The sequence below is a fragment of the Humitalea sp. 24SJ18S-53 genome (assembly GCF_050632385.1).
Taxonomy (GTDB): Bacteria; Pseudomonadota; Alphaproteobacteria; order Acetobacterales; family Acetobacteraceae; genus Humitalea.
Genome location: NZ_CP192599.1, coordinates 288,896 through 311,011, shown reverse-complemented (window position 1 = coordinate 311,011; position 22,116 = coordinate 288,896). Strand labels below are relative to the sequence as shown.

Annotated in this window: 26 protein-coding genes; 13 read left to right on the top strand and 13 right to left on the bottom strand. The window is 70.2% G+C overall.

From position 1 onward, the window contains the following. Nucleotides 1-3 precede the first annotated feature (3 nt). The 7 genes from ACQW02_RS01485 to ACQW02_RS01455 form a co-directional block, all read right to left on the bottom strand. Nucleotides 4-237 carry a twin-arginine translocation signal domain-containing protein gene (locus ACQW02_RS01485; RefSeq protein ID WP_431283507.1) on the bottom strand — a complete coding sequence of 78 codons (234 nt, stop codon included), beginning with the start codon at nt 235-237 and terminating at the stop codon, nt 4-6. Nucleotides 238-260: 23 nt separating this feature from the next. Beyond that, on the bottom strand, nt 261-890 hold the full coding sequence (locus ACQW02_RS01480; protein ID WP_431283506.1) for a TorD/DmsD family molecular chaperone: 630 nt from the start codon (nt 888-890) through the stop codon (nt 261-263). Between the two features lie 106 nt (nt 891-996). Next, a complete protein-coding gene (locus ACQW02_RS01475; protein WP_431283505.1) occupies nt 997-1,620 on the bottom strand; it encodes a DUF3306 domain-containing protein in 624 nt (207 codons plus the stop codon). After that, nucleotides 1,617-2,120, bottom strand: coding sequence for a DUF3305 domain-containing protein (locus tag ACQW02_RS01470; protein WP_431283504.1), 504 nt, complete (start codon nt 2,118-2,120; stop codon nt 1,617-1,619). The genes ACQW02_RS01475 and ACQW02_RS01470 overlap by 4 nt, the downstream gene beginning before the upstream one ends. After that, nucleotides 2,117-3,142 carry a DUF6352 family protein gene (locus tag ACQW02_RS01465; protein ID WP_431283503.1) on the bottom strand — a complete coding sequence of 342 codons (1,026 nt, stop codon included), beginning with the start codon at nt 3,140-3,142 and terminating at the stop codon, nt 2,117-2,119. Before ACQW02_RS01465 ends, ACQW02_RS01470 begins: the two co-directional genes overlap by 4 nt. Beyond that, nucleotides 3,139-3,678: a DUF6505 family protein gene (locus ACQW02_RS01460; protein ID WP_431283502.1), complete on the bottom strand. Its 540-nt coding sequence runs from the start codon at nt 3,676-3,678 to the stop codon at nt 3,139-3,141. Before ACQW02_RS01460 ends, ACQW02_RS01465 begins: the two co-directional genes overlap by 4 nt. Further along, nucleotides 3,675-4,361, bottom strand: a complete 687-nt coding sequence (locus tag ACQW02_RS01455) for a biotin/lipoate--protein ligase family protein (protein ID WP_431283501.1) — start codon at nt 4,359-4,361, stop codon at nt 3,675-3,677. Before ACQW02_RS01455 ends, ACQW02_RS01460 begins: the two co-directional genes overlap by 4 nt. 134 nt (nt 4,362-4,495) lie before the next feature. Here ACQW02_RS01455 and ACQW02_RS01450 point away from each other — a divergent pair, with 134 nt between their 5' ends. Continuing rightward, nucleotides 4,496-6,451, top strand: coding sequence for a 4Fe-4S dicluster domain-containing protein (locus ACQW02_RS01450; protein WP_431283500.1), 1,956 nt, complete (start codon nt 4,496-4,498; stop codon nt 6,449-6,451). Here ACQW02_RS01450 and ACQW02_RS01445 read toward each other — a convergent pair. Further along, entirely contained in the window at nt 6,448-7,467 is a 1,020-nt protein-coding gene (locus ACQW02_RS01445; protein WP_431283499.1) for a methionine synthase, read from the bottom strand. The two genes, ACQW02_RS01450 and ACQW02_RS01445, sit on opposite strands and share 4 nt — an antisense overlap. Before the next feature lie 78 nt (nt 7,468-7,545). Between ACQW02_RS01445 and ACQW02_RS01440 the strand changes: the two genes are divergently transcribed. Continuing rightward, on the top strand, nt 7,546-8,562 hold the full coding sequence (locus ACQW02_RS01440) for an NADP-dependent oxidoreductase (RefSeq protein WP_431283498.1): 1,017 nt from the start codon (nt 7,546-7,548) through the stop codon (nt 8,560-8,562). 30 nt (nt 8,563-8,592) lie between these two features. Here ACQW02_RS01440 and ACQW02_RS01435 read toward each other — a convergent pair whose 3' ends face one another. From ACQW02_RS01435 to ACQW02_RS01420, 4 genes are read right to left on the bottom strand one after another with little or no spacing between them, the layout of a single operon-like run. After that, nucleotides 8,593-8,952 carry a DUF2155 domain-containing protein gene (locus tag ACQW02_RS01435; RefSeq protein ID WP_431283497.1) on the bottom strand — a complete coding sequence of 120 codons (360 nt, stop codon included), beginning with the start codon at nt 8,950-8,952 and terminating at the stop codon, nt 8,593-8,595. Continuing rightward, nucleotides 8,949-9,158, bottom strand: coding sequence for a hypothetical protein (locus tag ACQW02_RS01430; protein WP_431285991.1), 210 nt, complete (start codon nt 9,156-9,158; stop codon nt 8,949-8,951). Before ACQW02_RS01430 ends, ACQW02_RS01435 begins: the two co-directional genes overlap by 4 nt. A gap of 2 nt (nt 9,159-9,160) precedes the next feature. Continuing rightward, on the bottom strand, nt 9,161-9,679 hold the full coding sequence (gene mlaD / locus ACQW02_RS01425) for an outer membrane lipid asymmetry maintenance protein MlaD (protein WP_431283496.1): 519 nt from the start codon (nt 9,677-9,679) through the stop codon (nt 9,161-9,163). Beyond that, complete coding sequence (locus ACQW02_RS01420) at nt 9,667-10,017, bottom strand: NADH-ubiquinone oxidoreductase subunit NDUFA12 family protein (RefSeq protein ID WP_431283495.1); 351 nt, start codon at nt 10,015-10,017, stop codon at nt 9,667-9,669. The genes mlaD and ACQW02_RS01420 overlap by 13 nt, the downstream gene beginning before the upstream one ends. A gap of 170 nt (nt 10,018-10,187) precedes the next feature. Here ACQW02_RS01420 and ACQW02_RS01415 point away from each other — a divergent pair, with 170 nt between their 5' ends. Next, nucleotides 10,188-11,687, top strand: a complete 1,500-nt coding sequence (locus tag ACQW02_RS01415; RefSeq protein ID WP_431283494.1) for a hypothetical protein — start codon at nt 10,188-10,190, stop codon at nt 11,685-11,687. A gap of 262 nt (nt 11,688-11,949) precedes the next feature. Here the strand turns inward: ACQW02_RS01415 and ACQW02_RS01410 are convergent, their stop codons facing one another. Further along, nucleotides 11,950-12,324: an MAPEG family protein gene (locus tag ACQW02_RS01410; RefSeq protein WP_431283493.1), complete on the bottom strand. Its 375-nt coding sequence runs from the start codon at nt 12,322-12,324 to the stop codon at nt 11,950-11,952. A gap of 102 nt (nt 12,325-12,426) precedes the next feature. On the opposite strand from ACQW02_RS01410, the gene ACQW02_RS01405 reads away from it, so the two are divergent. Genes ACQW02_RS01405 through rlmN form a run of 10 tightly spaced genes read left to right on the top strand, consistent with a single transcriptional unit; the run spans nt 12,427 to nt 22,077 of the window. Next, a complete protein-coding gene (locus ACQW02_RS01405) occupies nt 12,427-12,894 on the top strand; it encodes a RidA family protein (protein WP_431283492.1) in 468 nt (155 codons plus the stop codon). Continuing rightward, the gene (locus ACQW02_RS01400) at nt 12,891-13,277 is read left to right on the top strand and encodes a nuclear transport factor 2 family protein (RefSeq protein ID WP_431283491.1); all 387 of its coding nucleotides are present in this window, start codon (nt 12,891-12,893) and stop codon (nt 13,275-13,277) included. Before ACQW02_RS01405 ends, ACQW02_RS01400 begins: the two co-directional genes overlap by 4 nt. 42 nt (nt 13,278-13,319) lie before the next feature. Next, complete coding sequence (locus tag ACQW02_RS01395) at nt 13,320-14,459, top strand: GNAT family N-acetyltransferase (RefSeq protein ID WP_431283490.1); 1,140 nt, start codon at nt 13,320-13,322, stop codon at nt 14,457-14,459. A 26-nt stretch (nt 14,460-14,485) separates the two neighbouring features. Then, nucleotides 14,486-15,319 carry a DMT family transporter gene (locus tag ACQW02_RS01390; protein WP_431283489.1) on the top strand — a complete coding sequence of 278 codons (834 nt, stop codon included), beginning with the start codon at nt 14,486-14,488 and terminating at the stop codon, nt 15,317-15,319. Then, nucleotides 15,316-17,286: a DUF2075 domain-containing protein gene (locus tag ACQW02_RS01385; RefSeq protein WP_431283488.1), complete on the top strand. Its 1,971-nt coding sequence runs from the start codon at nt 15,316-15,318 to the stop codon at nt 17,284-17,286. The genes ACQW02_RS01390 and ACQW02_RS01385 overlap by 4 nt, the downstream gene beginning before the upstream one ends. 44 nt (nt 17,287-17,330) lie before the next feature. Continuing rightward, nucleotides 17,331-18,197, top strand: a complete 867-nt coding sequence (locus ACQW02_RS01380) for an endonuclease/exonuclease/phosphatase family protein (RefSeq protein ID WP_431283487.1) — start codon at nt 17,331-17,333, stop codon at nt 18,195-18,197. Continuing rightward, on the top strand, nt 18,194-19,411 hold the full coding sequence (locus tag ACQW02_RS01375; RefSeq protein ID WP_431283486.1) for an MFS transporter: 1,218 nt from the start codon (nt 18,194-18,196) through the stop codon (nt 19,409-19,411). Before ACQW02_RS01380 ends, ACQW02_RS01375 begins: the two co-directional genes overlap by 4 nt. Then, nucleotides 19,408-20,295: a PPK2 family polyphosphate kinase gene (locus ACQW02_RS01370; protein WP_431283485.1), complete on the top strand. Its 888-nt coding sequence runs from the start codon at nt 19,408-19,410 to the stop codon at nt 20,293-20,295. The genes ACQW02_RS01375 and ACQW02_RS01370 overlap by 4 nt, the downstream gene beginning before the upstream one ends. A gap of 49 nt (nt 20,296-20,344) precedes the next feature. Continuing rightward, nucleotides 20,345-20,911 carry an invasion associated locus B family protein gene (locus tag ACQW02_RS01365; protein WP_431283484.1) on the top strand — a complete coding sequence of 189 codons (567 nt, stop codon included), beginning with the start codon at nt 20,345-20,347 and terminating at the stop codon, nt 20,909-20,911. Next, nucleotides 20,890-22,077, top strand: coding sequence for a 23S rRNA (adenine(2503)-C(2))-methyltransferase RlmN (gene rlmN / locus ACQW02_RS01360; protein ID WP_431283483.1), 1,188 nt, complete (start codon nt 20,890-20,892; stop codon nt 22,075-22,077). The genes ACQW02_RS01365 and rlmN overlap by 22 nt, the downstream gene beginning before the upstream one ends. The last annotated feature ends 39 nt before the right edge of the window (nt 22,078-22,116 follow it).

The window sequence follows — 22,116 nt, the reverse complement described above, 5'->3', positions numbered from 1 at the left end:
CTCTCAGTAGCGGTTGGTGCGGTAGAAGTCGGCGACATGCGCCGTCTCGCTGTAGCGCGCCTTGGTCTTGTCGGCCTGGCTTTCCTTGGCGGTGGGGGTGCCGCGCACGGCATCGGCGCGGTCCCAGCCCGGCAGCATGGCGGCCTGGGCGGTCGTGGTCGCGGCGACGGCGGCGCCGGCACCCAGGCCCAGGGCCTTGAGGAAGCCGCGGCGTTCGGGTGTGGTGTCGTTGGCCATAGTCGGGGTCCCCTTTGTACGCGTCAGGCGGGCAAGGCGGCGGCCGCCTGCTCGATCTCGATCACCGTGCGGCCCAAGGTGCCGACGGCGCGGTAGAATTGTGCGGTTTGCGCGCGTTCGATGTCGGTGAAGCAGCGCCCGGCCCAGGATAGCATGTGGCGGGCGAAGAAGCGTTCGGCTTCGCGTGCGCCGCCATCGAACCCGCCGGAGAGCAGGCCCGCGTAGGTTTCGCACAGGAAACCCAGGTGGTCCTCGGGCTCGACCACGCCGGCCGCGCGTTCCAGCCCCAGCCGGCGCAGGTCGGCGCGCAGATCGGCCAGCGGGCGGTCGTGCAGGAAGCCGGTGATGTAGTAGGACGCATAGGGCAGGACCTCGCCGCGCCCGACGCCGATGAAGAGATCGAAGTACTCGCGGCTGATGCTGTCATGCGTCGTTTGTTGCGCCGCAACAGCCAGGGTGCGGATGGCTTCGCCGACCTGGGTCGTGTCGCCGGCCAGCGCTTGCAGGGCGCGCAGCAGATCGGCGTCAGGGGGCGCCACGCAGAGCCGGCCGATCAGTGCGAAAAGCCGCGCTCGTCCATCGCCCAGGGGTTCAGCCTTGGAAGATTCGGGCGGTGTGATCCCGCCGCTTTCTGGCCCCGTTCGGTCGTCCATTCAGGACGGCACCCTCTAAAAGAATCATGGAAAACTGGTCAGAATAATTTCGCACCGCCCGCAGGCGGGTGCAAGAGGAAGTCACGTGGGCCGCACGCCGAATAGGTCAAGCCGGCATGGCGCCGCCGTGGCGTTTGCGCGGCAAGGGCGGGATGCGCGGCGGCGTGTCGTCGGCGGCGATGGGCGCGGGCGGCGCGACGGGCCAGGCGGCGGCGGCGATGGCGGGCGGCACGAAGGCGGGCGGCGCGACCTCGACCAGGGGGAGCGCGGCGTCCGGTGGGATGGGGGGGTCTTCGACCTCGGGTGGTGTTTCGCCGCGCAGCAGCGCGTCGTCGGCGTCGAGTTGCCCTTCGGTGCGGCCGACGATCTGCGCCAGCATCGCGCGCAGATTGCCGGCCAGGTTCAGGGCCGATCCGGGCACGCCGCCTTCGACATTGTAGTCCCAGGCGTAATCGGCCGGGCCGATGAAATCGCGGATTCCGACGTCCATCGACCACATTTGCCGCAATGCAGCATGGCGCAGGCCGGGCGGCACGTTCGGCTTCAGGAAGGCGGTGAGGTCGCCGTCGAGGGAGAGGCTGTCGAGGCTGGGCAGTTCGGCGGGGGCTTCGTCGGGCGTCGGTTCGGGGACGCGGGGTGTCTCCACCACCGCATCCTCTTCCGGCAGCGCTTCGCCGCGCTTGCGCCGCGACCAGCGGGTCAGGAAGCCATCCTCGTCGGGGGGGATCATTCCTCCTCCTCCTGGCGTTTTTGGCGCCAGTCGCCGCCGCCATCGCGACGACGTTTCCAGAAACCGCGTTCGCGGTGGTGCTGGGCGACATAGGTTTGGACCTGCGCCAGCAGCCAGGGCGGCATCGGCAGGCTTTCCATCAAGTCGCTGCCGGAACCGGCGATGGCCTCGACCTCTCCCGCGTCGACGGTCGCGTGGTGCAGTACCATGCCCGGCGATGTTTCGGCGGCGCGCAGCACGACCCAGATGCTGGGCTGGGTGGATTCGATGTTGTGCTTCAGATTGTCGGTGTCGGTGGTGTGCAGCATGACATCGGCCTGGCCGGCGAAGAACAGGGCGCGGCCATCGGCTTGCCGCAGCAAGGTCCAGGCGGGCAGGTCGGGCGCCTGTTCCAGCACATCGACGATGCGCCAGACTTCATCGGACCAGGCGGTGACGCCGGGGCGGCGTTCGGCCAGCACGCCGACGGGGACGCGCCGGGTGTCGGGGTGGTCGGTCATGACACGGGTGCCAAAGGCAGGCCGGCGAGCAGGTTTTGCGGCTTGATCCGCACGACCTGGGCCGCATCCATCGCCAGCGCGAGATAGACCGGCTTGCCGCGCAGTTTCGCCAGCGCCTGCGACGGATCGGCAAACTCCAGCACGGCCAGCCACAGGATGCGCGCCAGCCGCGCCTGCGCGACTTTCTTGCCGTGCCACAGGTCATTGGCGATGCCGGTGGCTTCGGCATCCAGGCCGACGTGCCAGGTCCAGTTGCGATCCTCGATCACCGGCACGCAGCGGATGGTGCAGGCGACGCCGATGACATGGGCGCAGAATTTCTCGATGGCGCGCGCCAGGCCGGCCTGGCCCGGGCGGTTTTCGGCGATGTCCAGCGCCAGGTCGTGTGCGTCGGACCGGGGTGCGTAGGATGCGGCATTGGCATCGTTCAGCACGTCGAACTCAGCCTCACGCGGGGTCGCGCCCGCCTCGGTCAACAGGCGTCCGAGCGGCCCCAGGTCGGCGTCCGCCGCGCGTGCGGCCAGGACTTCCTCATCCGCCAGCAGGGTCGCGCCCTGGGTGATCGCGGCGCGCTGGTTGCGGAACAGGCATTCGGCGGCGCGCAGGATATAGGGATCGCCGACGCCATCCATCGCCGCGCGGGTGACGAGATGCGTCAGCATCTGCAGGAAGATCGGCGGGATGCCGGAGACATTGCCGCGATACAGCGCGCACCAGGCGGCTTCCAGGGTCGGTTGCGCCATGACCTTGTCGCGGAAGCGCAGGAAGACTGCGAAATTTTCCCGCGCATCGGCATCGGCCAAAGGCGCGGGGTCTTGCGGGCTGAGCGGATCGGCCATCAGGGCGGCGTGCAGCGCGCGTTCGGCGTCGCAGGCTTCCTCCGGCGGCAGCAGTTCCGGCCGCGCCAAAAACGCGCGCCAGAGGTCGGGGGTCGCGACCAGCCGCCCCTCCGCCGTGCGGTCGCAGAGCGCGTGGCCTGACGCGAGCCAGAATTCGCCGGGCGCGGGGAGAAAATGGTTCATCGCGCGAGCCTGGTCAGGTCGGGTTGGTCGATCGGTTCGTCCTCGCCGGTGATCTCCACGATGCCGAAGACCGGCAGGCTGCCGAAATCGTCGCGCGGGGTGTCGCGGCGATGCAGGGTGCGGAAGGTTTCGCGTTGCTGGCCGTCCTCGATGCGGCGGGACAGGGCCAGGACGGTGCCGGGGTCGTGGCCGGCGCAGAGGGATTCGGCGAAGGCGATTTCTTCCTCGGCCGCGGCGGTGGCGGCGGCATCGTCGGGGGCGCCGAGGGCACGGCGGATATGGAAGGCCAGCGCCGCGACGGCGGCGGCGCGGGCGGCGGGATCGCAGGGCGCGACCTCGACCAAGGTGGACCAGCCGAAGGAGCCAAGCCCCAGAAATCCGCTGCGAAAGGCCTGGCGGCGCTTGCCGGCCATGTCGGCCGGGTCTTCGTCCCAGAACATGAAGCCGCCGGCGACGGCCCATTCGCCAGGGGCCGCGGCGGGTTCGAAGACCACCGTGTCGGACGGGTCCAGCCGCAGGGTCCGGGGCAGCATCATGCGCCGAACGCCCGGCGATGGCGGGTGCCGTCGCGTTCCCAGATCAGGTCGGCGGTGCCGAGGTCGATGCCGCGCCGCGCGCCATCCGTCTCGACATCCTGTTCCAGCCGGGCGAGGAAGCGGTCGGCGACGGCCTTGGGACCGTCGCGGTCCCATTCGGCGATACCGGCCATCAGGTGGCGCGCCCAGGCGGCGGTGAGTTCGGTGGGGTCGGTGTCGGTCCAGCCTTCGGCTTCCAGGCTGGTGCGGCCGGGGTCATGGCCGGGGTCGCGGCCGGCGGGGATGGCGAAGCGGGCCTCGACGCCGACGACCAGCCAGTCGGGCATGGCATCGGCGCTGGCGCCGTCGGGGGTGGCGAGGCGGGCCTGGCCGGCGATGCCGGCATTGACCAGCAAGGTCGCGGGCCAGCGCAGGGCGACGGGGATTTCGGGCGGCCCCAGGGACGCCACCGCATCGGCCAGGGCGTTGATCGCGGCGTAGAGGGCCAGGCGGGCGGTGCCCAGGGGTTGCTCCGGTTCCAGCACCACCGCCACTTCGACGCGGCCGAGCGAGCGCACCCAGGGCAGGGTCCCGGCGCCTTGCGTGGGGGCCAGGGCGACCGCGCGCAGGATCGCATCCCCGGCTTCGCGCAGCGGGATGGGGGTGAACAGGCTGGGTAGTTCAAGCAGGGTTTTGTCGTGCAACGCCGGCTCCCCTCCCCTTCGGACGTGGTCGTTCGTATATGGCGATGGCGGCCGGATACCAAACCGCGCCAGCCCGGAGACGTCAGCGAAAAATGGCCAGCGCCACGGTTTTTGTTTGCACCTGCGAAGACAGCATGACGCTGGATACGCGCGTCGTGGCGCGCGGCTGCAAGGGCGAGGTGCGCGGCGCCGAGCAATTGTGCCGGGCGCAGTTGGACCGCTTCCTGGCGGCGATGGGGGATGGCGACGTGACGGTCGCCTGCACCCAGGAAGCGCCGCTGTTCGCCCAGGAGGCCGAGGCCGCGGGCCACGCCGGCGCCCTGCATTTCGTCAATATCCGCGAACAGGCCGGCTGGTCGGACGAAGGCGCGCAGGCCAGCCCGAAGATGGCGGCGATCCTGGCCGCCGCCGCCGAACCCATGCCGCAGGTGCCGCAGGTCACGCTGCAAAGCAGCGGGGTCGCGCTGGTGCTGGGCCGCGATGCATCCGCACTGGCCGCCGCCGCGCGGTTGGCCGAGGCGCTGGATGTCACCGTGCTGCTGACCGGGGACGAGCCGGTGGCGCCGATGCGGGAGGCCGCCTTCCCCGTCCTGCGCGGGCGGGCGACGGGGGCGACGGGGTGGCTTGGGGCCTTCGAGGTCGCGGTGGGCGATGTCGCCAGCCCGAAGCCTTCGTCGCGGGCCGCCTATGCCTGGGGGCCGGGAAAGCCGCGTTCGACCAGCCGCTGCGACCTGGTGATCGACCTGACCGGCGGGGCGGCGCTGTTCCACGAAACCCGCCAGGGATATTTGCGGGCGGATCCGGATGATGCGGGCGCGGTCGCGGCGGTGGTGGCAGAGGCGTCCGGCCTGGTCGGGACGTTCGACCAGCCGCGCTTCATCACCTTCGACGCCGGGTTGTGCGCGCATAGCCGCAACAAGCGCATTGGCTGCACGCGCTGCCTGGACCTGTGCCCCACGGGCGCGATCACGCCGGGCAAGGACAGCGTGCTGGTCAGCGCCGAGATCTGCGCCGGCTGCGGCGCCTGCGCCGCGGTCTGCCCGACCGGGGCGGCGCGCTACGCCCTGCCGCCGGCCGATGCGCTGGCGCGGCGGGCGCGGGCCTTGCTGCTGACCTATCGCGATGCGGGCGGGGCCGCGCCGGTGCTGCTGCTGCACGATGCGGCAAACGGCACGCCGCTGATCGAGGCCCTGGCCCGCCATGGCGACGGGCTGCCGGCGAACGTCCTGCCGTTGCAGATGAACGAGGTGAGTGCGGCCGACCTGTCGCTCTTCGCCGGGGGTTTTGCCTGGGGGGCGACGCGCGTGGTCGCGCTGCTGCCGGCGCGGCGGCCGCATGGCACCGAGGGCCTGTTCCGCGCCATCGACACCGCCAATGCGATCTTGGATGGGCTTGGCCTGGGGGCGCGCGCGGGCGCCATCGAGACGGATGATCCCTTCACCCTGGGCGAGGCCTTGCGCGCCCTGCCCCCCCTGCCCTTCCGCTTCGCGCCGGGCTCGTTCCTGCCGATGGGTGCGCCGCGCGAAATCGCGCTGGCCGGCTGGCGCGCGCTGCGGGAGGCGGCGGCCGCCCCGGTCGCGACCATCGCGCTGCCGGCGCTGGCCGGGTTTGGCGCGGCCGAGGTCAAGGCCGATGGCTGCACGCTGTGCCTGGCCTGCACCATGGTCTGCCCGACGGGTGCCTTTGCCGCGAACCCGGACACGCCGGAATTGTCCTTCCTGGAGGATGCCTGCGTGCAATGCGGGCTCTGCGTCGCGACCTGCCCGGAAAAGGTGATCAGCCTGGTCCCGCGCCTGGACCTGCGGCCCGAGGCGGCGCAGCGCCGCATCGCCAAGGCCGAGGCCCCGGCTGCCTGCACCAAATGCCAAAAACCCTTTGGCACGCGGTCCAGCATCGACCGCGTGAAGCAGAAACTGGCCGCGCATTGGATGTTCGCGGACCCTGCGCGCTTCGCCGTGCTGGAGATGTGCGAGGATTGCCGCGCGGTGGAGGCGACGCTGGGTGGCGTCGATCCCTATGCCGGGGCGCCGCGCCCGGTGACCAAGACGACCGAGGATTGGCGGCGGGAGGCGGAGCGGGACAAGGCCTAGCCCAGCGCCTCGCACGCCAGTTTCGCCCCGGCGCTGAGCGCCCGCAGCTTGGCCAGCGCGATGCCGCGATCCATCGGCGCCATGCCGCAATTCGTGCAGGGAAAGATGCGCTCCGGCGCCAGGTATTGGCGCGCCTCGGCGATGGTCGCCGCGACCTGTTCCGGGGTTTCCACGACATCCGATGCGACATCGATGACGCCGACCAGCACATCCTTGCCCTTCAGCAGGCCGAGCAGCGACAGCGGCACTTTCGAATTCGCGCATTCCAGCGAGATCTGTTGCACGCTGCTCGCGGCCAGGGCGGGGAAGATCTTTTCGTACTGGCGCCATTCGTCGCCGAGCGTCTTCTTCCAGGCGATATTCGCCTCGATCCCATAGCCGTAGCAGATGTGGACGCCGGTGGTGCAGGTCAGGTTTTTCAGGCAGCGTTCCAGCGCTTCGATGCCCCAGACGGTCACCTCGTCCATGTAGACGTTGAAGGCGGGTTCATCGATCTGGATCACGTCGATGCCATCGGCTTGCAGCGCGCGGGCTTCTTCATTGATCAGGTCGGCAAAGGCCATCGCCATCTTCACGCGGTCGCCATAGTAGCCATCGGCGATGGTATCGATGATGGTCATCGGGCCAGGCAGGGTGAACTTGATCTTTTTCCGCGTGTGCGCGCGCATCAGCTGGGCTTCGGTCGCATGCACGCGGCCGCGCAGCCGCAGCGGGCCGGTCACCGTCGGCACCATCGCGTCATAGCGGTTGTTGCGGATTCCCATCTTCACCTTCTTGGAAAAGTCGATGCCTTCGACCTGTTCCAGGAAGCCGTGCACAAAATGCTGCCGCGACTGTTCGCCATCGGTGACGATGTCGATGCCCGCGTCCTCCTGCTCCTTCAGCCACAGCAGGGTCGCGTCGCGCTTGGCGGCGTCGCGTTCGGCGCCCTCGGCCTTCCAGGCGGGCCAGAGCGTCTTGGTCTCGGCCAGCCAGGCGGGCTTGGGCAGGCTGCCGGCGACGGTGGTCTCGAACATGGCGTTTTTCCCCTGGATGGCGTTGGTATCGTCCTGACCGATCCGGACGACCCCGGCAAGACGAAGGGCCCCAACGCCATGACCGAGACGAACCTGCGCATCCTGCTTGCCCGCCGCCCGAACGGCGCCCCGGTGCCCGAGGATTTCGCCATCGAGGAAGCGCCGCGCCCCGAGCCGAAGGACGGCTACGTGCTGGTGCGGCACCGCTTCCTCAGCCTGGACCCGTATATGCGGGGGCGGATGTCGGAGGCGAAATCCTATGCCAAGCCCGTCGCAATCGGTGGGGTGATGGAGGGCGCCTGCGTCGGCCATGTCGTCGAAAGCCGCGACCCCGGTTTTTCGCCGGGCGATGCGGTGCTGGGCGGCTTTGGCTGGCAGCGGTTCTCCGCCGTGCCGGCCGCGCGGCTGATCCGGTTGGATGAGGCCGAGGCGCCGCTATCGGCCAACCTGGGTGTGCTCGGGATGCCGGGGCTGACCGCCTGGACGGGGCTGGAGGATATCGGCCAGCCGAAGCCGGGTGAGACGGTGGTGGTGAGTGCGGCCTCCGGCGCCGTTGGCCAGGTGGCGGGGCAGATTGCGAAGCGGCGCGGGGCGCGGGTGGTCGGCATCGCGGGGGGCGCGGAAAAATGCGCGTTTGTGACCGGCACGCTGGGCTTCGATGCCTGCATCGATCATCGGGGCGATTTGGAGGCGCAGTTGGATGCGGCCTGTCCCGAGGGCATCGACGTCTATTGGGAAAACGTCGGCGGCGCGGTGCAGGCGGCGGTGTTTCCGCGGTTGCGTGACTTTGGCCGCATGGTGATGTGCGGGATGATCAGCCAGTACAACGAGGCGCCGGGCGCGGATGCCTCCGGCGCGCCGCCCGGCCCGAACCTGGGGCCGGTCGTGCGCAAGCGGCTGCGGATCCAGGGCTTCATCGTCAGCGACACCGGCTGGCCGCGTTACGGAAAATTCCGCGCCGAGATGCTGGGCTGGATGCGCGACGGGTTGGTCTGGCGGGAGGATGTGGTGCAGGGGCTGGCGCAGGCGCCGGCCGCGTTCATCGGGCTGCTGAGCGGGCGGAACTTTGGCAAGCTGGTCGTAAAAATCGATTGAGCTCTGTTGGCGATTGGCCTGCGGGCGCGCTCAGCGGCACTCCAGCACGCGGATGTCGTAGACCGGGTGTTCCAGCGTATGGACGCCCGGGGCGCTGGCGAACATCCAGCCGCGGAACGCCGGCGGCGCATCGGGGGCGGCGCGTTCGTCGGTGATCTCCAGCCAGGCGGCGGCGTCGGGCACGTCCTCGGCGGGGCGGGCGTGGCAGGCGCGCACGAGGATGGTCAGCGTGCCGAAGCGCACCGGCGTACCGACCGTGGCGTTGAAGGTGCTGACGCGCGCCGTCACCTTGTCCAGCGCCTGCAATTCGGCGGTGTTGCGGCGTGGCCATTCCTGGGCGATCGCTGGCGCCGTCGCCAGCAATGCCGCCAGCAGTAGGGCGCGCTTCACGACCGGTTGCGTCCCGGCAGGGCATCGACCAGCGCGTGCAGCAGTTTGCGCATTTCGGTTTCGTCCACGCCCATCAGGATCGCATCTTCCAGCGCATCGGCCAGCACCTGTGCCGCTTCGGCGTGGTTCTCGGCCAGGACCTTGATCTTTTCCCGGCAGGAGATCGGCGCGCCATCCGCGCCGGGCCATTCGGCCGGCGGGGTGATTTTCACGGCCGTGCGGGGGCCGGCGCCTCGGCGGCGCCGGGCTGCCGCTGACTGGCCAGGTCGGTGACGGAGAAGATGAAGCGGCCCAACAGGGCCTCCAGGCTGACCGCCGAGGCGGTGATGCGGATTTCGCCGCCCGAGGCCAGGATGCGGTCGGCCCCGCCCGGCACGATGGCGACATACTTGCCGCCCAGAAGGCCCTCGCTGGTGATCTCGGCGCTGCTGTCCTCGGGGATGCGCAGGGCGCTGTCCACCTGGAGGGTCAGCACGGCCAGGAAGGTCGTGGGGTCAATGCGCTGGGACGAGACGGAGCCGACCTTGACCCCCGCGATGCGGACATCGGCGCCCGGGGACAGCCCGTCGATGCGATCGAACTTGGCCGTCAGGGTCAGCCCGCCGGTCGGCGCGCTGCGCCCCGTGCTGGTGACGGCGTACGACAGGAAGCCGATGGCGGTGATCAGCACCAGGGCGCCGACCAGCACTTCGAAGATGGAACGCCCCTTCATGATCAGGGCGTCCACGCCTCATAATCGCCGGCGCTTTTCTGGCGGGCGCCGCCGCGGCTGTCGTGGCCGAGCGGCTTCCAGGCATTGGGGGTGCCGGTCTGGTTCGGCAGGTGTTCGCGCTGCCAGGGGTAGCGCTTGGCTTCCGGCAAGGGGGTATCGACCGTGTGGTGCAGCCAAGCGTGCCATTCGGGCGGCACGGAGGTCGGGTCAGGCTGACCCTTGTAGATGACCAGGCGGCGCTTGCGCGGATAGCCGGGCATATCGGCGCGGCTTTCGAAATAGGCATTGCCGAAGCGGTCGGTTCCGACCGGGCGGCTCGACAGGCGCGTGAAGAAACTGGTCAGGAAAGACATGTCGACGGCCCTGGCAGGGGGAACAGGTGACACCTTGTCGCACGGCATCGGTTGCGGCGCAAAAAGCCCTGGGCGGCCGGGAGTGTTGTCCACAACTTGTTGGGGGTCGGACGCGATCGGACCACCACATACGGCTTCCGCCAAGCGGTTGCAGCGGTTAGGGTCAGGCCATGACACGCCCTGCCACGCTCTGGACCGGTCTTGCCCTGCGCCGCACTCGTGCTGGCGCCGACCCCGATTCGGAGCCGCGCCGGATCGCGCTTCCCGCCCATTGGGATGATGCGGCGGCGGCGGCGCTGGCGGCCCTTGCCCCCGGCGATGGCCCGGTGTCGCTGCCGTCGCTGGCCGAGGCCTGGATCGGCGGCTTGGCCACGCGCGGCCGGCGGCTGGGCGTGCTGGACAGCGATGCGGCGGCCGAGGCCCTGGCGGCGGATCTGCGCGCCCTGGTGCTGGCCCGGCGGGGTGCGCCCGGTGCCGCGATCTGGCGCCGCGATCCGCGCGCGATGCCGCGGTTCGTACTGAACCTGCCGGCCTTCCTGGATGGCGCCGGGGGCTTTGACCTCGAAGCCTATGCCGATGCCGTCGAAACCGGCGTGCTGGCGCTGGAGATCGCGGGCGGCGGCAAGGCCGGCCGCCTGGCGCTGGGGTTCTGCGACCTGTCGGGGCTGCTGGCCGCGCTCGGCCTGCCCTATGGCGGCGCCGAGGCGCGCCAGGTCGCGGCCGGGATCGCCGCCCTGACCCGTGGCGCGGCCGAGGCCTGTTCCGGCCGGTTGGCCGCGCAACTCGGCGCGCGGGAGCCGGTGGCGCTGTTGTGGCCCGCGCCCCCCGGGCAGACGTCGGTGCCGGGGCTGGCCGCCGCCGCCCGGGCGGCACTGGATGCCGCCGCCATGGCCCCCGGCCTGCGCCACGCCGTCATCTTCGCCCTGACCCCGCCCGATGCCGCCGAGGCGCTGTTGGGCGCCGAGACCGGGGGCCTGGCCCCCGCCGCCGGCCCGACCCGGCCGGTCTGGGATTCCTCGGGCCGTATCCTGGACCTGCCGACCGCCGCCGCCCTGCGCGCCGGGGATCGTGCCGCGATGCTGCTGGGCGCCGCCGACGAGGCCGCGCGGGCGGCGATGGAGGCGGCTGTCGGTCCCTTCCTGCACGCGCTTCCCCCGGCACCGCCCGCCACCGCCCGCGCCCCCGCCGCGGCCCCGCGCCGTGCGCCGCCGCCAAAAATCGGCGGCACCATCTGGCGCGCCACCGTCGGTGGCCAGCGCGTCGCGATGAAAGTCGCGACCGGCCCCACCGGCCTGCCGATCGAGATCGGCTTCACCGTGCCGCGTGAGGCCAGCCTGCTGCGCGCCATGCTGGATGCCACGGCCGAGGCGGTCGGCGTCGGCCTGTCGATGGGCGTGCCGCTGGCCGAATATGTCGATTGCTACGCCTATGCCCCCTTCGGCCCGGGTGGGCCGGTCGAGGGCGATCCGACCATCCGCCGCGCGACATCGGTGCTGGACTGGGCGTTCCGGCGCCTGGCGGCCGATCTGCTGGGGCGGACCGACCTGCCCGATCCGGGCGAGGAAGCCACGCCCGAGGAAACCAGCGCAGCCGGGCCCATGCTGCCGCTGGACCTGCCGCAGGCACCATCGCCCATCGGCCGGCGGCGGGCGTTCCGGCTGGTTGGGTAGAAAAACGGCGAGGTTGCGCAATGGAAGGGGCTTCGCCCCCTCCATACCTCCCCCACCAGGGGCCGCCGCCCCTGGACCGGCGGAGTATTGGTAAAATAAAGAGAGGGGCATGGCCTGTGCGTGATCAATCGCGCACCAACGACGCCCCTCTCTTTATTTTACCAAATCGCGTGGGTTCCAAGGGGCCACGGCCCCTTGGTGGGGAGAGTTTGAGAGGGGCGAAGCCCCTTTCAAGGCGCACCCTCCGTTTTACTGCAACCCGCTAGCCGACCAGCAGCCCGAGAGCGCCGAGGCCGAGGCCCGTCCAGGTCAGGCCCATGCCGATCTGGCGCCAGATCATGCGCGGCGTGCCGCCCGCCAGGCCCCAGGCATGCGCCAGTCGCCCGGCCAGGGTCGTGGCGCCGAAGGCATGCAGCGCCCAGGCGGGGGCGCCCAGCAACGCGAACAGGATCAGGATGGCGAAGGTCGGTGCCGCCTGTTCGACCGCGTTCGCGTGGACGCGGATCGCGCGGAACAGGCCGGGGTCGCCGCCATCGCCGATGTCGACCGAAGACCGCCAGCGCTGGCGGAGCACCAGCATGGCCAGCGTCATCAGCAGCAGCGTGTGCAGGGCGACATAGGTGGCGGCGATGTGCATGGAAACGCGCATAGCGCGGCCGCCACCCCGGCGCCATCGCTTCCCGCCGGGCGCGGCTTGGGCAATCATCCCGCCCCGAACAATGAGCATGGAGTCGACCACATGGCCGGAAAGATCGAAGCGCGGCTGGCGGAATTGGGCCTGGCGCTGCCGGATGCCTCGGCCCCGGTCGCCAATTACATTCCCTTTACCGTCGTGGGGTCGATCGTCTTCGTCTCCGGCCAGGTGCCGCGTCGGGATGGCGCGATCTGGCCGACCGGCAAGCTGGGCGGCGGGGTGTCGGTGGAAACCGGGCAGGAAGGGGCGAAGAACTGCTTCCTGGCGATGCTGGCGCATCTGAAGACCGCGGCCGGCGGCGATCTGGACCGGGTGAAGCGGGTGTTGCGGATGACGGGCTATGTCGCCTCGACGCCCGATTTCAACAACCAGCCGCTGGTGATCAATGGCGCGTCGGATACCGCGGTCGCGGTGTTTGGCGATGCCGGGCGGCATGCCCGCAGCGCCATCGGCGTGATCGCCCTGCCGGGTGATGCGGCGGTCGAGGTGGAAGGCATTTTCGAACTGGCATGAGTGACGAGGCCGCCATCGCAGCGGTCCGCCGCTGGTTCGCGCATCCCGCGGCGGCGCTGCTGCACCCACAGGTGCATTGGCGCATCTGCCCCGGGATGGGGGTCGAGCCGACGGTCTATGTCGGGCCGGATGATGTGATGGGCGTGTTGTGGCCTGCGTTACATGCGCGGTTTTCCTACTGGTCGCAGAAAGCCGATGAGATGATCGCGGCGGATGGCGGGCGGGTGGTGGTGCGCGGCCGGATCATCGCGCAGACCCGCGACGGGCGGCGGCTGTCGGCCTGTTTCATCGATATCGTGACGGTCAGCGACGGGCTGATCGTCGCGGTGGATAGCGTCGCCGATACGGCCACCCTGATGCCCGACGCGACGCATGCGCGGTAGCGGCCTGGTTGCACCCGGGCGGGGCGGGACGACATCCCGCGCATGACCGAATTCTCACTGACATTGCACCGCGCCATCGCGGAAATACCGGCCGCCGAATGGGATGGGCTGGCGGGCGGCGGCAATCCCTTTGTCGGGCATGGCTTCCTGTCGGCGCTGGAGGAGAGCGGTTCGGCCAGTGCGCGCACCGGCTGGCTGCCGCAGCATGCTGTGCTGCGCGACGACGCCGGGCGGATCGTCGGCTGCGCGCCGGCCTATGCGAAAAGCCATTCCTACGGCGAGTATGTGTTCGATCACGGCTGGGCGCAGGCGTTCGAGCGCGCTGGCGGCAATTACTATCCGAAATTGCAGGTCGCGGTGCCGTTCAGCCCGGTGCCGGGGCCGCGTTTGCTGGGTGAGATTCCGGCCGAGGTGTTTGCGACCGCGTTGCGCCAGGCGACGGGTGAGATCGGGTTTTCGTCCTGCCATGTGACCTTTTGCACCGAGGCGGAGGCGCAGGGGTTGGAAGACGCGGGCTGGCTGCGGCGGATGGGTGTGCAGTTCCACTGGTCCAATGCCGGCTTTGGCAGTTTCGACGATTTCCTGGGGACGATGCGGGCCAGCAAGCGCAAGTCGATCCGACGCGAACGGCGTGACGCGCAGACTGCGGGACTGGTGTTCCGCGCCTTGCAAGGCAGCGCGATCACGCCGCGGCATTGGCGCGTGTTCAACCGCTGCTACCAGAACACGGTCGATCGCAAATGGGGCAGCGCCTATCTGACCGAGACGTTTTGGCCGCTGCTGGCGGATCGGCTGGGCGATCGCGTCGTGCTGATGGTCGCGGAGAAGGATGGTGAACCGGTCGCGGCGGCGCTGAACCTGTGGGGCGATGATGCGCTCTATGGCCGCAACTGGGGGACCTTGGTCGAGGCGCCGTTCCTGCATTTCGAACTTTGCTATTACCAGGCCATCGATTTCGCGATTGCGCATGGCATCGCACGGGTCGAGGCGGGGGCGCAGGGCCAGCACAAGATCCAGCGCGGCTATTTGCCGGTTGCGACGCATTCGGCGCATTGGATCGAACATCGCGGGCTACGGTCCGCAATCGCCGATTTCTTGGCCCGCGAACGCGCGGCGATGGCGGCGGAGATGATGGTGCTGGCCGAGGGCTCGCCGTTCCGGCGGGCGGGCGAGGAGTCCTGATCGCCTATCTGCAATTGGCGTCGTCGATGGCGCTGGTCGGCGCGAATGTCGCGGTGGCGAAATTGCTGGCGGAAGATTTGTCGGTGCCGATGATCGCGGGGCTGCGCTGCCTGATCGCCTGTGCGGTCTTGTGGCCGCTGGCGCGGGTGATCGACGGGCCGGTGGTGGTGCCGCGCGATGTGCGGAAAAACCTGTTCTGGCAGGCGGCGTTTGGGACGGTGCTCTACAACGCGGCGCTGCTGGCGGGGCTGCGGCTGACGGGGGCGCTGGAGGCGGGGCTGGTGCTGGCGAGCCTGCCGGCGGTGATCGCGCTGGGTGGTTGGATTTTTTTGCGTGAGGCCTTGGCGCCGCGGCAATGGGCAGCGGTGGCGCTGGCGGCCGGCGGAATGGGCGCGATCGCGCTGGCGCGTGGTGGGGAGTCGCAGGGGTCGCTTCTGGGCGGCGCGCTGGTCTTTGCCGGGGTGTGTGGGGAGGCGGTCTATGCCGTGCTGGCCCGGCGCGTCGCGGGGCGGGTGCCGGTGGTGACGGCGTCGCTGTGGATGCAGGTATTTTCGGTGGCGCTGCTGGTGCCGTTTTGCCTGCCGTTTTTGGGCGATGTTTTGGCATTGGCCCATCCGCGCGTGGCAGGGTTGCTGATGTTCCATGCGCTGACGGCGAGCGTGGTGTGCCTGCTGCTTTGGTATGCGGGGTTGAAGCGGGTGGAAGCCGGGGTCGCGGGGATTTTCACGGCGTTCTTGCCGGGCACGGCGGCGGCGGTGGCGATTTTTGCCCTTGGGGAGCATGCGACGGCGGTGCATGCGGCGGGGTTTGGGTTGTTGTTGGGGAGCGTACTGCTGGCGACCTGGCCCAGGCGGCGATGACGCCGTGGTTCGCTTGCACGGGCGCCGAATTGCTGGCGATGGACACCGCCGATGTGGTCGGTCGCCTGGCGGCCGCCCAATCGCTGCGGCTGGGCGCCGAGGCCGGGCAGACGCTCGCCTGGACGCCCCAGATCAATACGCTGAAGCGCCTGGTCGCGAATGCCGATGGCGGCGGTTGGATGATCGCGCTGGAATACGATTTGATGCGCCTGGAGAAGCGCTGCGACGCGGTGATCGTGACGCCGCGCGCGATCGTCGTGCTGGAGTTCAAGACGACCCGCGCCGATCGCGCCGCGCTGGCGCAGGCCGAGGATTACGCGCTGGACCTGCGCGACTTCCACGCGGGTAGCCGCGCGCATCCGATCATCCCGATCGTCGTGGCCGGCGATGCCGCGCCGCTTGCCTTCGATCCGCCGCTGATCTGGCATGGCGTGCTGACCCCCATCGCGACCACGCCCGCCGCCCTGCCCGCGCTGGTCGCGGCCATCCTGGCCGCGGCGCCTGCCGCGTCGCTTGATGGTCCTGGGTGGATGGCCGCGCCCTATCGGCCGGTGCCGCATATCGTGGAGGCGGCGACCTTGCTTTACGCGCGCAATGGCGTCGCGGAGATTGCCGCGGCCCGCGCCGACCTGCCGAACCTGACACGCACGACGGAGGCCATCGCGCGTCACGTCGCGGCGGCGCGGGAGAATGGCGAACGCCGCATCGTCTTCGTCACGGGAATCCCGGGTGCCGGCAAGACGCTCTGCGGGCTGAACACCGTGTTTGGGCCGGCGCGACAGGATGGCGCGGCCTTCCTGACCGGCAATGCGCCGCTGGTTGCGGTGCTGCGCGAGGCCTTGGCGCGCGATGCCGTGGCGCGCCACGGGACCGCGCCCGCCGAGGCCCGGCGCCGCACCCGCATGGCGCTGCAGAACGTGCATCGCTTCCTGGAAGACAACCTGGCCGGCACGCCGCCCGAACACGTCATCGTCTTCGACGAGGCCCAGCGCGCCTGGGACGCCGCCCAGGCCACCCGCGACACGCTGCGCCGCGCCAGCCGCCTGCATATGAGCGAACCGGCGCATGCGCTGGAGATCATGGGCCGCGTCCCGGGCTGGGCGGTGATCGTGGCGCTGATCGGCAATGGGCAGGAGATCAACACCGGCGAGGCCGGGCTGCGCGAGTGGGGCCATGTGATCGCGGCCGGCGGCACCTGGCATGCGGTCGCGGCCGAGCGGGCCATCACCGCGGCGGACCCTATGCAGCGCCTGGCCGATGGCCCGGCGCCCTGGCTGACGGTCGATGGGGACCTGGACCTGACCATCCCGGTGCGCTCGATCGGCACCGACACCGGCGCTGCCTGGGTGGAGGCGGTGCTGGACGGCGACCGTGCCCGCGCCGCCGGCGTCGCGCGGGGCGGCGTGCCGTTCTTCGTCACGCGCGACCTGGCGGCGATGCGGGCGGGGGTGCGCGGTTTTGCCCGTGGCCTGCGCCGGGCCGGGCTGGTCGCCAGTTCCGGCGCCAAGCGCCTGCGGGCCGAAGGCCTGGGTGTCGAGGTCGGGGGTGCCGACAACGCGCCCGACTGGTTCCTGCGCCGCTGGCCGGATGTGCGCGGCAGCGATGCGCTGGAGGTCTGTGCCACGGAATATACCTGCCAGGGGCTGGAGCTGGACGTGGTCGGCCTGGCCTGGGGCGGTGATTTCTGCCGTGCCGGCACGGGCTGGGTGGCGCGGGATTTTGTCGGGTCGCGTTGGAACCGCGTGGCCAAGCCGCAGAACCTGGCCTTCATCCGCAACACCTATCGCGTGCTGCTGACCCGGGCGCGGTATGAGACCGTGATTTTCGTGCCCAGCGGCGAGGCCGACGACCCGACGCGCGTGCCGGCCGATTTCGACGCGGTCGCCGACTACCTGTTTGCCTGTGGTGCCGGCGCCCTGCCCTCGGCGCCGGTCATCCCAGCCAGCGTCGTCGCCATGCTGTTCTGACCCCCTCCCTGGTCATCCCGGCGCCACCGCGCCAGTTTGCCGCCATGCTGCGCCTGATCCTCGTCCTCTGCGTCCTCGCCCTGCCTGTCCGCGCGGAAACCCTGCGCCTGGCCACCTGGAATATCGCCTGGCTGACCCAGAAACCCGCTGGCCATCGCGACCTGCCATCCAATGTCATCGCCCGCAGCCCGGGTGATTTCGCCTTGCTGGCCGGCTACGCCGCCCGCCTGGCCGCCGATGTCGTGGCCTTGCAGGAGATTGATGGGGAGGCCGCCGCCGCCCGCGTCTTCCCGCCCAGCGCCTGGGTGATCCACCTGACCGACGAACGCGATGTCCAGCGCCCCGGCTTCGCCATCCGGCGTGGGCTGCGCGTGACGCCGAACCCGGATCTCGCGGGGCTGGACCTGGTGCCGCATGCGCGGTTTTCGCTGCGCCGGGGCGCCGACATCACGATCGAGGCAGGCGGCACGCAGCTTCGCCTGCTGTCGGTGCACCTGAAGGCCGGCTGCCGCGACGGCCCGCTGCGCCCGCCGCGCGACCCGGATTGCGATGGCCTGTCCCGCCAGGTGCCGGAAATCGCCGGCTGGATCGCCGCCCGCGTGCGGGAGGGGGTGGCCTTCGCCGTCCTCGGCGATTTCAACCGGCGCATGGAACGCGCCGAGGACCTGACCGGCGCCCTGGCCGAGGCCGCGCCCATGACCCGCGTCACGGCCGGGCAGTCCAGTCCCTGCTGGGCATCGGGGGATGGGCGGGGGCGGCCGTTCATCGATCATATTTTCCTGGGCGGGCCGGCGCGGGACTGGCTGGTGCCGGGCAGCCTGCGGGTGCTGGTCTATGGCGAACGGGATCCCGCCTTTCGTGACCGGCTGTCGGACCACTGTCCCGTCAGTGTGCGGCTGGCGCTCCCTTGAACGTCTTTGCCCGCATCACCCTGCCGCTGGCCGGGATGAACTTCGTGAACCAGGCGTCGCGGTCGCTGGTGGCGACGGTCGGGCCGTTGCTGGCGGTGGAATTCGCGCTGTCGGCGGGGGAATTGGGCCTGCTCGCCGCCTGCTTCTTCGCCGCCTATGCGCTGGCGCAACTACCGATCGGGCTGGCGATGGATTTGTATGGGCCGCGCCGGGTGCAGACGGTGATGGCGCTGCTCGCGGCGCTGGGGTTCGTCATTTGCGCAGTGGCGCCGGGGGCTGCGTGGCTCGCGGTCGGGCGGATCATCACGGGCGCCGGCGTCTCGGGGGCGCTGATCGCGTTGCTGACCGCCCATACCCAGTGGCTGGCGCGGGACAGGGTGGCGGGCGCCACCGGGTTGGCCGTCTTCATCGGCGCGATGGGCGGCATGGCCGCGACCCTGCCCGTGCAGATGGCCTTGCCCTTCATCGGCTGGCGCGGGGCTTTCCTGGTTCTGGCCGGCCTGGGCTGCGCCGTGGCGGCCTGGGTCTGGCTATCGGTGCCGGGCGCCCCGCCGGGTGCCGCCCCGCCGCCCAAGCGACGCTTTTTGCTGGAGGTCGGGGAGATCGGCCGCATCTTCCGCCACCCGGTCTTCATCCGCCTGGTGCCGGGGATCGTCACGCTGTCGGCCATCTCCTTCTGCTGGCAGGGGCTTTGGACCGGGCCCTGGCTGCGCGATGTGGGGGGCTTGGGCGACACGCACCGGGCGACCGTGCTGCTCGCCTACGCCTTTGGCCTGTCGACCGGCAGCCTGGTGATGGGCCGCCTGGCCAGCGCGTTGCAGGCGCGGGGCCGCGAGCCGATGCTGATCCCCTTCATCGCCATGGGCGGGATCGCGGCGATGCAGATCCTGTTGATCGCGTTGCCGATGTCGCATCCCGTGGCGCTGGCGATCGTGTGGTGCCTGTTCGCCTTTTGCGGCGCGGCGGGGCCGGCGGGCTATGCCGCGGTCGGCCGGTCCTTCGGGCCGGAACTGGCCGGGCGGGTCGCGACCGCGATCAATGCCAGCATGCTCGCCCTGGTCTTCGTGCTGCAAAGCGCGATCGGAGTGATCCTGGATTTTTGGCCGCGCACCGCCGTGGGGGGGTGGGATACGGCCGGCTATGGCTGGGCGCTGGCGATGACGCTTATGTTGCAAGCGGCAACGGCGCTTTGGGCGTTCTGGAGGAAACCATGATCGACGCGAAGCAGGTCCTGAAACTGGTCGAGACATACCGCGTCACCAACGGCCGCAACTTCCGCCTGAAGGATTACCCGACCAAGGACGACCTGGGCGACGAGCTGACCAAGGAAAACGCAAAAAACGGGTTGAAGATCGGGGTGGACGAGCTGGCGTCGCTGCAGGACCGGCTGTCGGCGCAGGACCGCTGGGGCGTGCTGACGATCTTCCAGGCGATGGATGCGGCCGGCAAGGATGGCACGATCAAGCATGTCTTCAGCGGGTTGAACCCCCAGGGCACGTCGGTCGAATCCTTCAAGCAGCCGACCGTGCTGGAACTGGACCACGACTTCCTGTGGCGCCACGTCCTGCATTTGCCGCAGCGCGGCCGCATCGGCATCCACAACCGGTCCTGGTATGAGGAGGTGCTGGTGCTGCGGGTGCATCCGCAACTGCTGGAAAAGCAGCGCATCCCGCCCAGGCTGATCGGCAAGAAGGTCTTTGACGAACGGCTGGAGGATATCGCCGCCTTCGAAGGCTATCTCGGCCGCCAGGGCATCGTCGTGCTGAAGTTCTTCCTGCACATGTCCAAGGACGAACAGCGCAAGCGCTTCCTGTCCCGGGTCGATGAGCCAGAAAAGAACTGGAAATTCAGCGCCGCCGACGTCGCCGAACGCGCCTATTGGGACAGTTATCATTCCGCCTACGAAAAAGCGATCCGTGCGACCGCGACGCCCGAGGCCCCCTGGTATGTCGTTCCGGCCGACGACAAGGCGCTGACCCGGTTGATCGTGGTGGCGGCGATGGTGAAGGAATTGACGGCGCTCGACCTCGAATACCCCAAGCCGACGGCGGCGCAGAAGGCAGCATTGCAGGAAGCGCGGGAGGCGCTGGAGGGCTGAGGCCGGGCGCGTGGTGGACGCGCGGGCTGTCGCGGACTATTCCCCCGGCATGCCACGCTCTGCCCTGCTGACCGGCGCCCTGATCCTGTCCCTGCTGGCGGCGCCGCTGGCCGTCCCCGCCACGGCGCAGGCGCCCGCCCGCCCAACCGCACCGGCCCCGGCCCGCCCCGCGGTGGCGGCGGCCGGGCCGCGCGCGGTCGGGACCTTCGGCGCCTGGACCGCGGCCCTGCACACCGAAAACGGCGCCCGGGTCTGCTACATGCTGGCCCGCGCCAATCGCGAGGGCAGCCCGCCCAATGCCCCGACCCTGACCGTCAGCCATCGCACCGGCGCACGCGACCAGGTGGCGTTCCAGGGCGAGGGCCTGCGCTTCCAGCGCAACGCCGCCGGGACCTTGAAGGTGGGGGACAATGACCTCGCCCTCTATACCCATGGCGACACCGCCTATGCCCGCGACAACCGCGCGGCGATCCAGGCGATGCGTGGCGGGCGGGAGGCCGTGGCCAGGCTGCCGGGGCCGAACGGCCGCGGCACGGCGAGCGAAACCTTCCCGCTGAACGGATTTTCGGCGGCCTATGAGGCGATCGGGCGGGAATGCCCGGCGCCCCGCAGATGAACGCCGAACTCACCGCGGCCGAACGCGACCGCATCCTCGCCAAGTCGGCGATCTTCGCGCCGCCCCCGGCCGTGCTGCCGGACGGGCGCCGCGAACTGGTCGGGCTGACGCGCGAGGAATTGGCGGCCGAGATGGTCGCGATCGGCGAAAAGCCGTTCCGTGCCAAGCAGTTGTGGCACTGGATCTACCACCAGGGGGCGACTGATTTTTCGGTCATGTCCTCCATCGCCAAGCCGATGCAGGCCAAATTGGCCGAACGTTTTGTCGTGGGGCGGCCGGAGGCGACGGCGGTCCAGACGTCGTCGGACGGCACCCGCAAATTCCTCTTCCGCTACCGCGACGGGCAGCAGGTCGAGACGGTCTATATCCCGGAATTCGAACGCGGATCGGTCTGCATCTCGACCCAGGTCGGCTGCACCCTGTCCTGCAAGTTCTGCCACACCGGCACCCAGAAACTGACGCGCAACCTCGGCGCGGCGGAGATCGTCGGCCAGTTCATGGCGGCGCGGGATTCCTACGGCGAATGGCCGACCCCGGATGGCGAGGCCCCGCGCCTGCTGTCCAACATCGTCGTGATGGGCATGGGCGAGCCGCTGTATAACTACGAAGCCACCGCCAAGGCCCTGCGCATCGCCATGGATGGCGAGGGCATCGGCCTGTCGCGCCGCCGCATCACGCTCTCCACCAGCGGCGTGGTGCCGATGATGGACCGCTGCGGGCAGGAGCTGGGGGTGAACCTGGCGGTCTCGCTTCACGCCGTCACCGATGAATTGCGCAACGAGATCGTGCCGCTGAACCGCAAATACCCCATCGCGGAACTGCTGGCCGCCTGCCGCCGCTATCCGGGGGCCACCAATGCGCGGCGCATCACCTTCGAATACGTGATGCTGGACGGCATCAACGACAGCCCGGCCGAGGCGCGCGAACTGGTGCGCCTGCTCTATGGCCTGCCGGCCAAGGTGAACCTGATCCCGTTCAACCCCTGGCCCGGCAGCCCCTACAAGACCAGCACGGGTGCTGCGGTAAACGCCTTTGCCGATATCGTCAGCGAGGCGGGGTATTCCGCCCCGGTCCGCCGCCCGCGCGGCCGCGACATCCAGGCCGCCTGCGGCCAGTTGCGGACGGAGAATGAGCGGGTGCGGCGCGTCCCCGCCGAAGAGTCCTGAACCCCGTCACGGCCCTGCTGCCGCTGCTGATCGCGGCGA

What these genes read in the sequence shown, in the direction of transcription:
- rlmN (WP_431283483.1), top strand. Translation starts at nt 20,890, where the DNA reads ATGCCCGGCGCCCCGCAGATGAACGCCGAACTCACCGCGGCCGAACGC.
- ACQW02_RS01450 (WP_431283500.1), top strand. Translation starts at nt 4,496, where the DNA reads ATGACGCTGGATACGCGCGTCGTGGCGCGCGGCTGCAAGGGCGAGGTG.
- ACQW02_RS01410 (WP_431283493.1), bottom strand. Translation starts at nt 12,324, where the DNA reads ATGCACATCGCCGCCACCTATGTCGCCCTGCACACGCTGCTGCTGATG.
- ACQW02_RS01420 (WP_431283495.1), bottom strand. Translation starts at nt 10,017, where the DNA reads ATGTCTTTCCTGACCAGTTTCTTCACGCGCCTGTCGAGCCGCCCGGTC.
- ACQW02_RS01380 (WP_431283487.1), top strand. Translation starts at nt 17,331, where the DNA reads ATGCTGCGCCTGATCCTCGTCCTCTGCGTCCTCGCCCTGCCTGTCCGC.
- ACQW02_RS01460 (WP_431283502.1), bottom strand. Translation starts at nt 3,678, where the DNA reads ATGATGCTGCCCCGGACCCTGCGGCTGGACCCGTCCGACACGGTGGTC.
- ACQW02_RS01485 (WP_431283507.1), bottom strand. Translation starts at nt 237, where the DNA reads ATGGCCAACGACACCACACCCGAACGCCGCGGCTTCCTCAAGGCCCTG.
- ACQW02_RS01390 (WP_431283489.1), top strand. Translation starts at nt 14,486, where the DNA reads ATGGCGCTGGTCGGCGCGAATGTCGCGGTGGCGAAATTGCTGGCGGAA.
- ACQW02_RS01385 (WP_431283488.1), top strand. Translation starts at nt 15,316, where the DNA reads ATGACGCCGTGGTTCGCTTGCACGGGCGCCGAATTGCTGGCGATGGAC.
- ACQW02_RS01400 (WP_431283491.1), top strand. Translation starts at nt 12,891, where the DNA reads ATGAGTGACGAGGCCGCCATCGCAGCGGTCCGCCGCTGGTTCGCGCAT.
- ACQW02_RS01405 (WP_431283492.1), top strand. Translation starts at nt 12,427, where the DNA reads ATGGCCGGAAAGATCGAAGCGCGGCTGGCGGAATTGGGCCTGGCGCTG.
- ACQW02_RS01440 (WP_431283498.1), top strand. Translation starts at nt 7,546, where the DNA reads ATGACCGAGACGAACCTGCGCATCCTGCTTGCCCGCCGCCCGAACGGC.
- ACQW02_RS01470 (WP_431283504.1), bottom strand. Translation starts at nt 2,120, where the DNA reads ATGACCGACCACCCCGACACCCGGCGCGTCCCCGTCGGCGTGCTGGCC.
- ACQW02_RS01395 (WP_431283490.1), top strand. Translation starts at nt 13,320, where the DNA reads ATGACCGAATTCTCACTGACATTGCACCGCGCCATCGCGGAAATACCG.
- ACQW02_RS01415 (WP_431283494.1), top strand. Translation starts at nt 10,188, where the DNA reads ATGACACGCCCTGCCACGCTCTGGACCGGTCTTGCCCTGCGCCGCACT.
- ACQW02_RS01365 (WP_431283484.1), top strand. Translation starts at nt 20,345, where the DNA reads ATGCCACGCTCTGCCCTGCTGACCGGCGCCCTGATCCTGTCCCTGCTG.
- ACQW02_RS01480 (WP_431283506.1), bottom strand. Translation starts at nt 890, where the DNA reads ATGGACGACCGAACGGGGCCAGAAAGCGGCGGGATCACACCGCCCGAA.
- ACQW02_RS01465 (WP_431283503.1), bottom strand. Translation starts at nt 3,142, where the DNA reads ATGAACCATTTTCTCCCCGCGCCCGGCGAATTCTGGCTCGCGTCAGGC.
- ACQW02_RS01445 (WP_431283499.1), bottom strand. Translation starts at nt 7,467, where the DNA reads ATGTTCGAGACCACCGTCGCCGGCAGCCTGCCCAAGCCCGCCTGGCTG.
- ACQW02_RS01475 (WP_431283505.1), bottom strand. Translation starts at nt 1,620, where the DNA reads ATGATCCCCCCCGACGAGGATGGCTTCCTGACCCGCTGGTCGCGGCGC.
- ACQW02_RS01370 (WP_431283485.1), top strand. Translation starts at nt 19,408, where the DNA reads ATGATCGACGCGAAGCAGGTCCTGAAACTGGTCGAGACATACCGCGTC.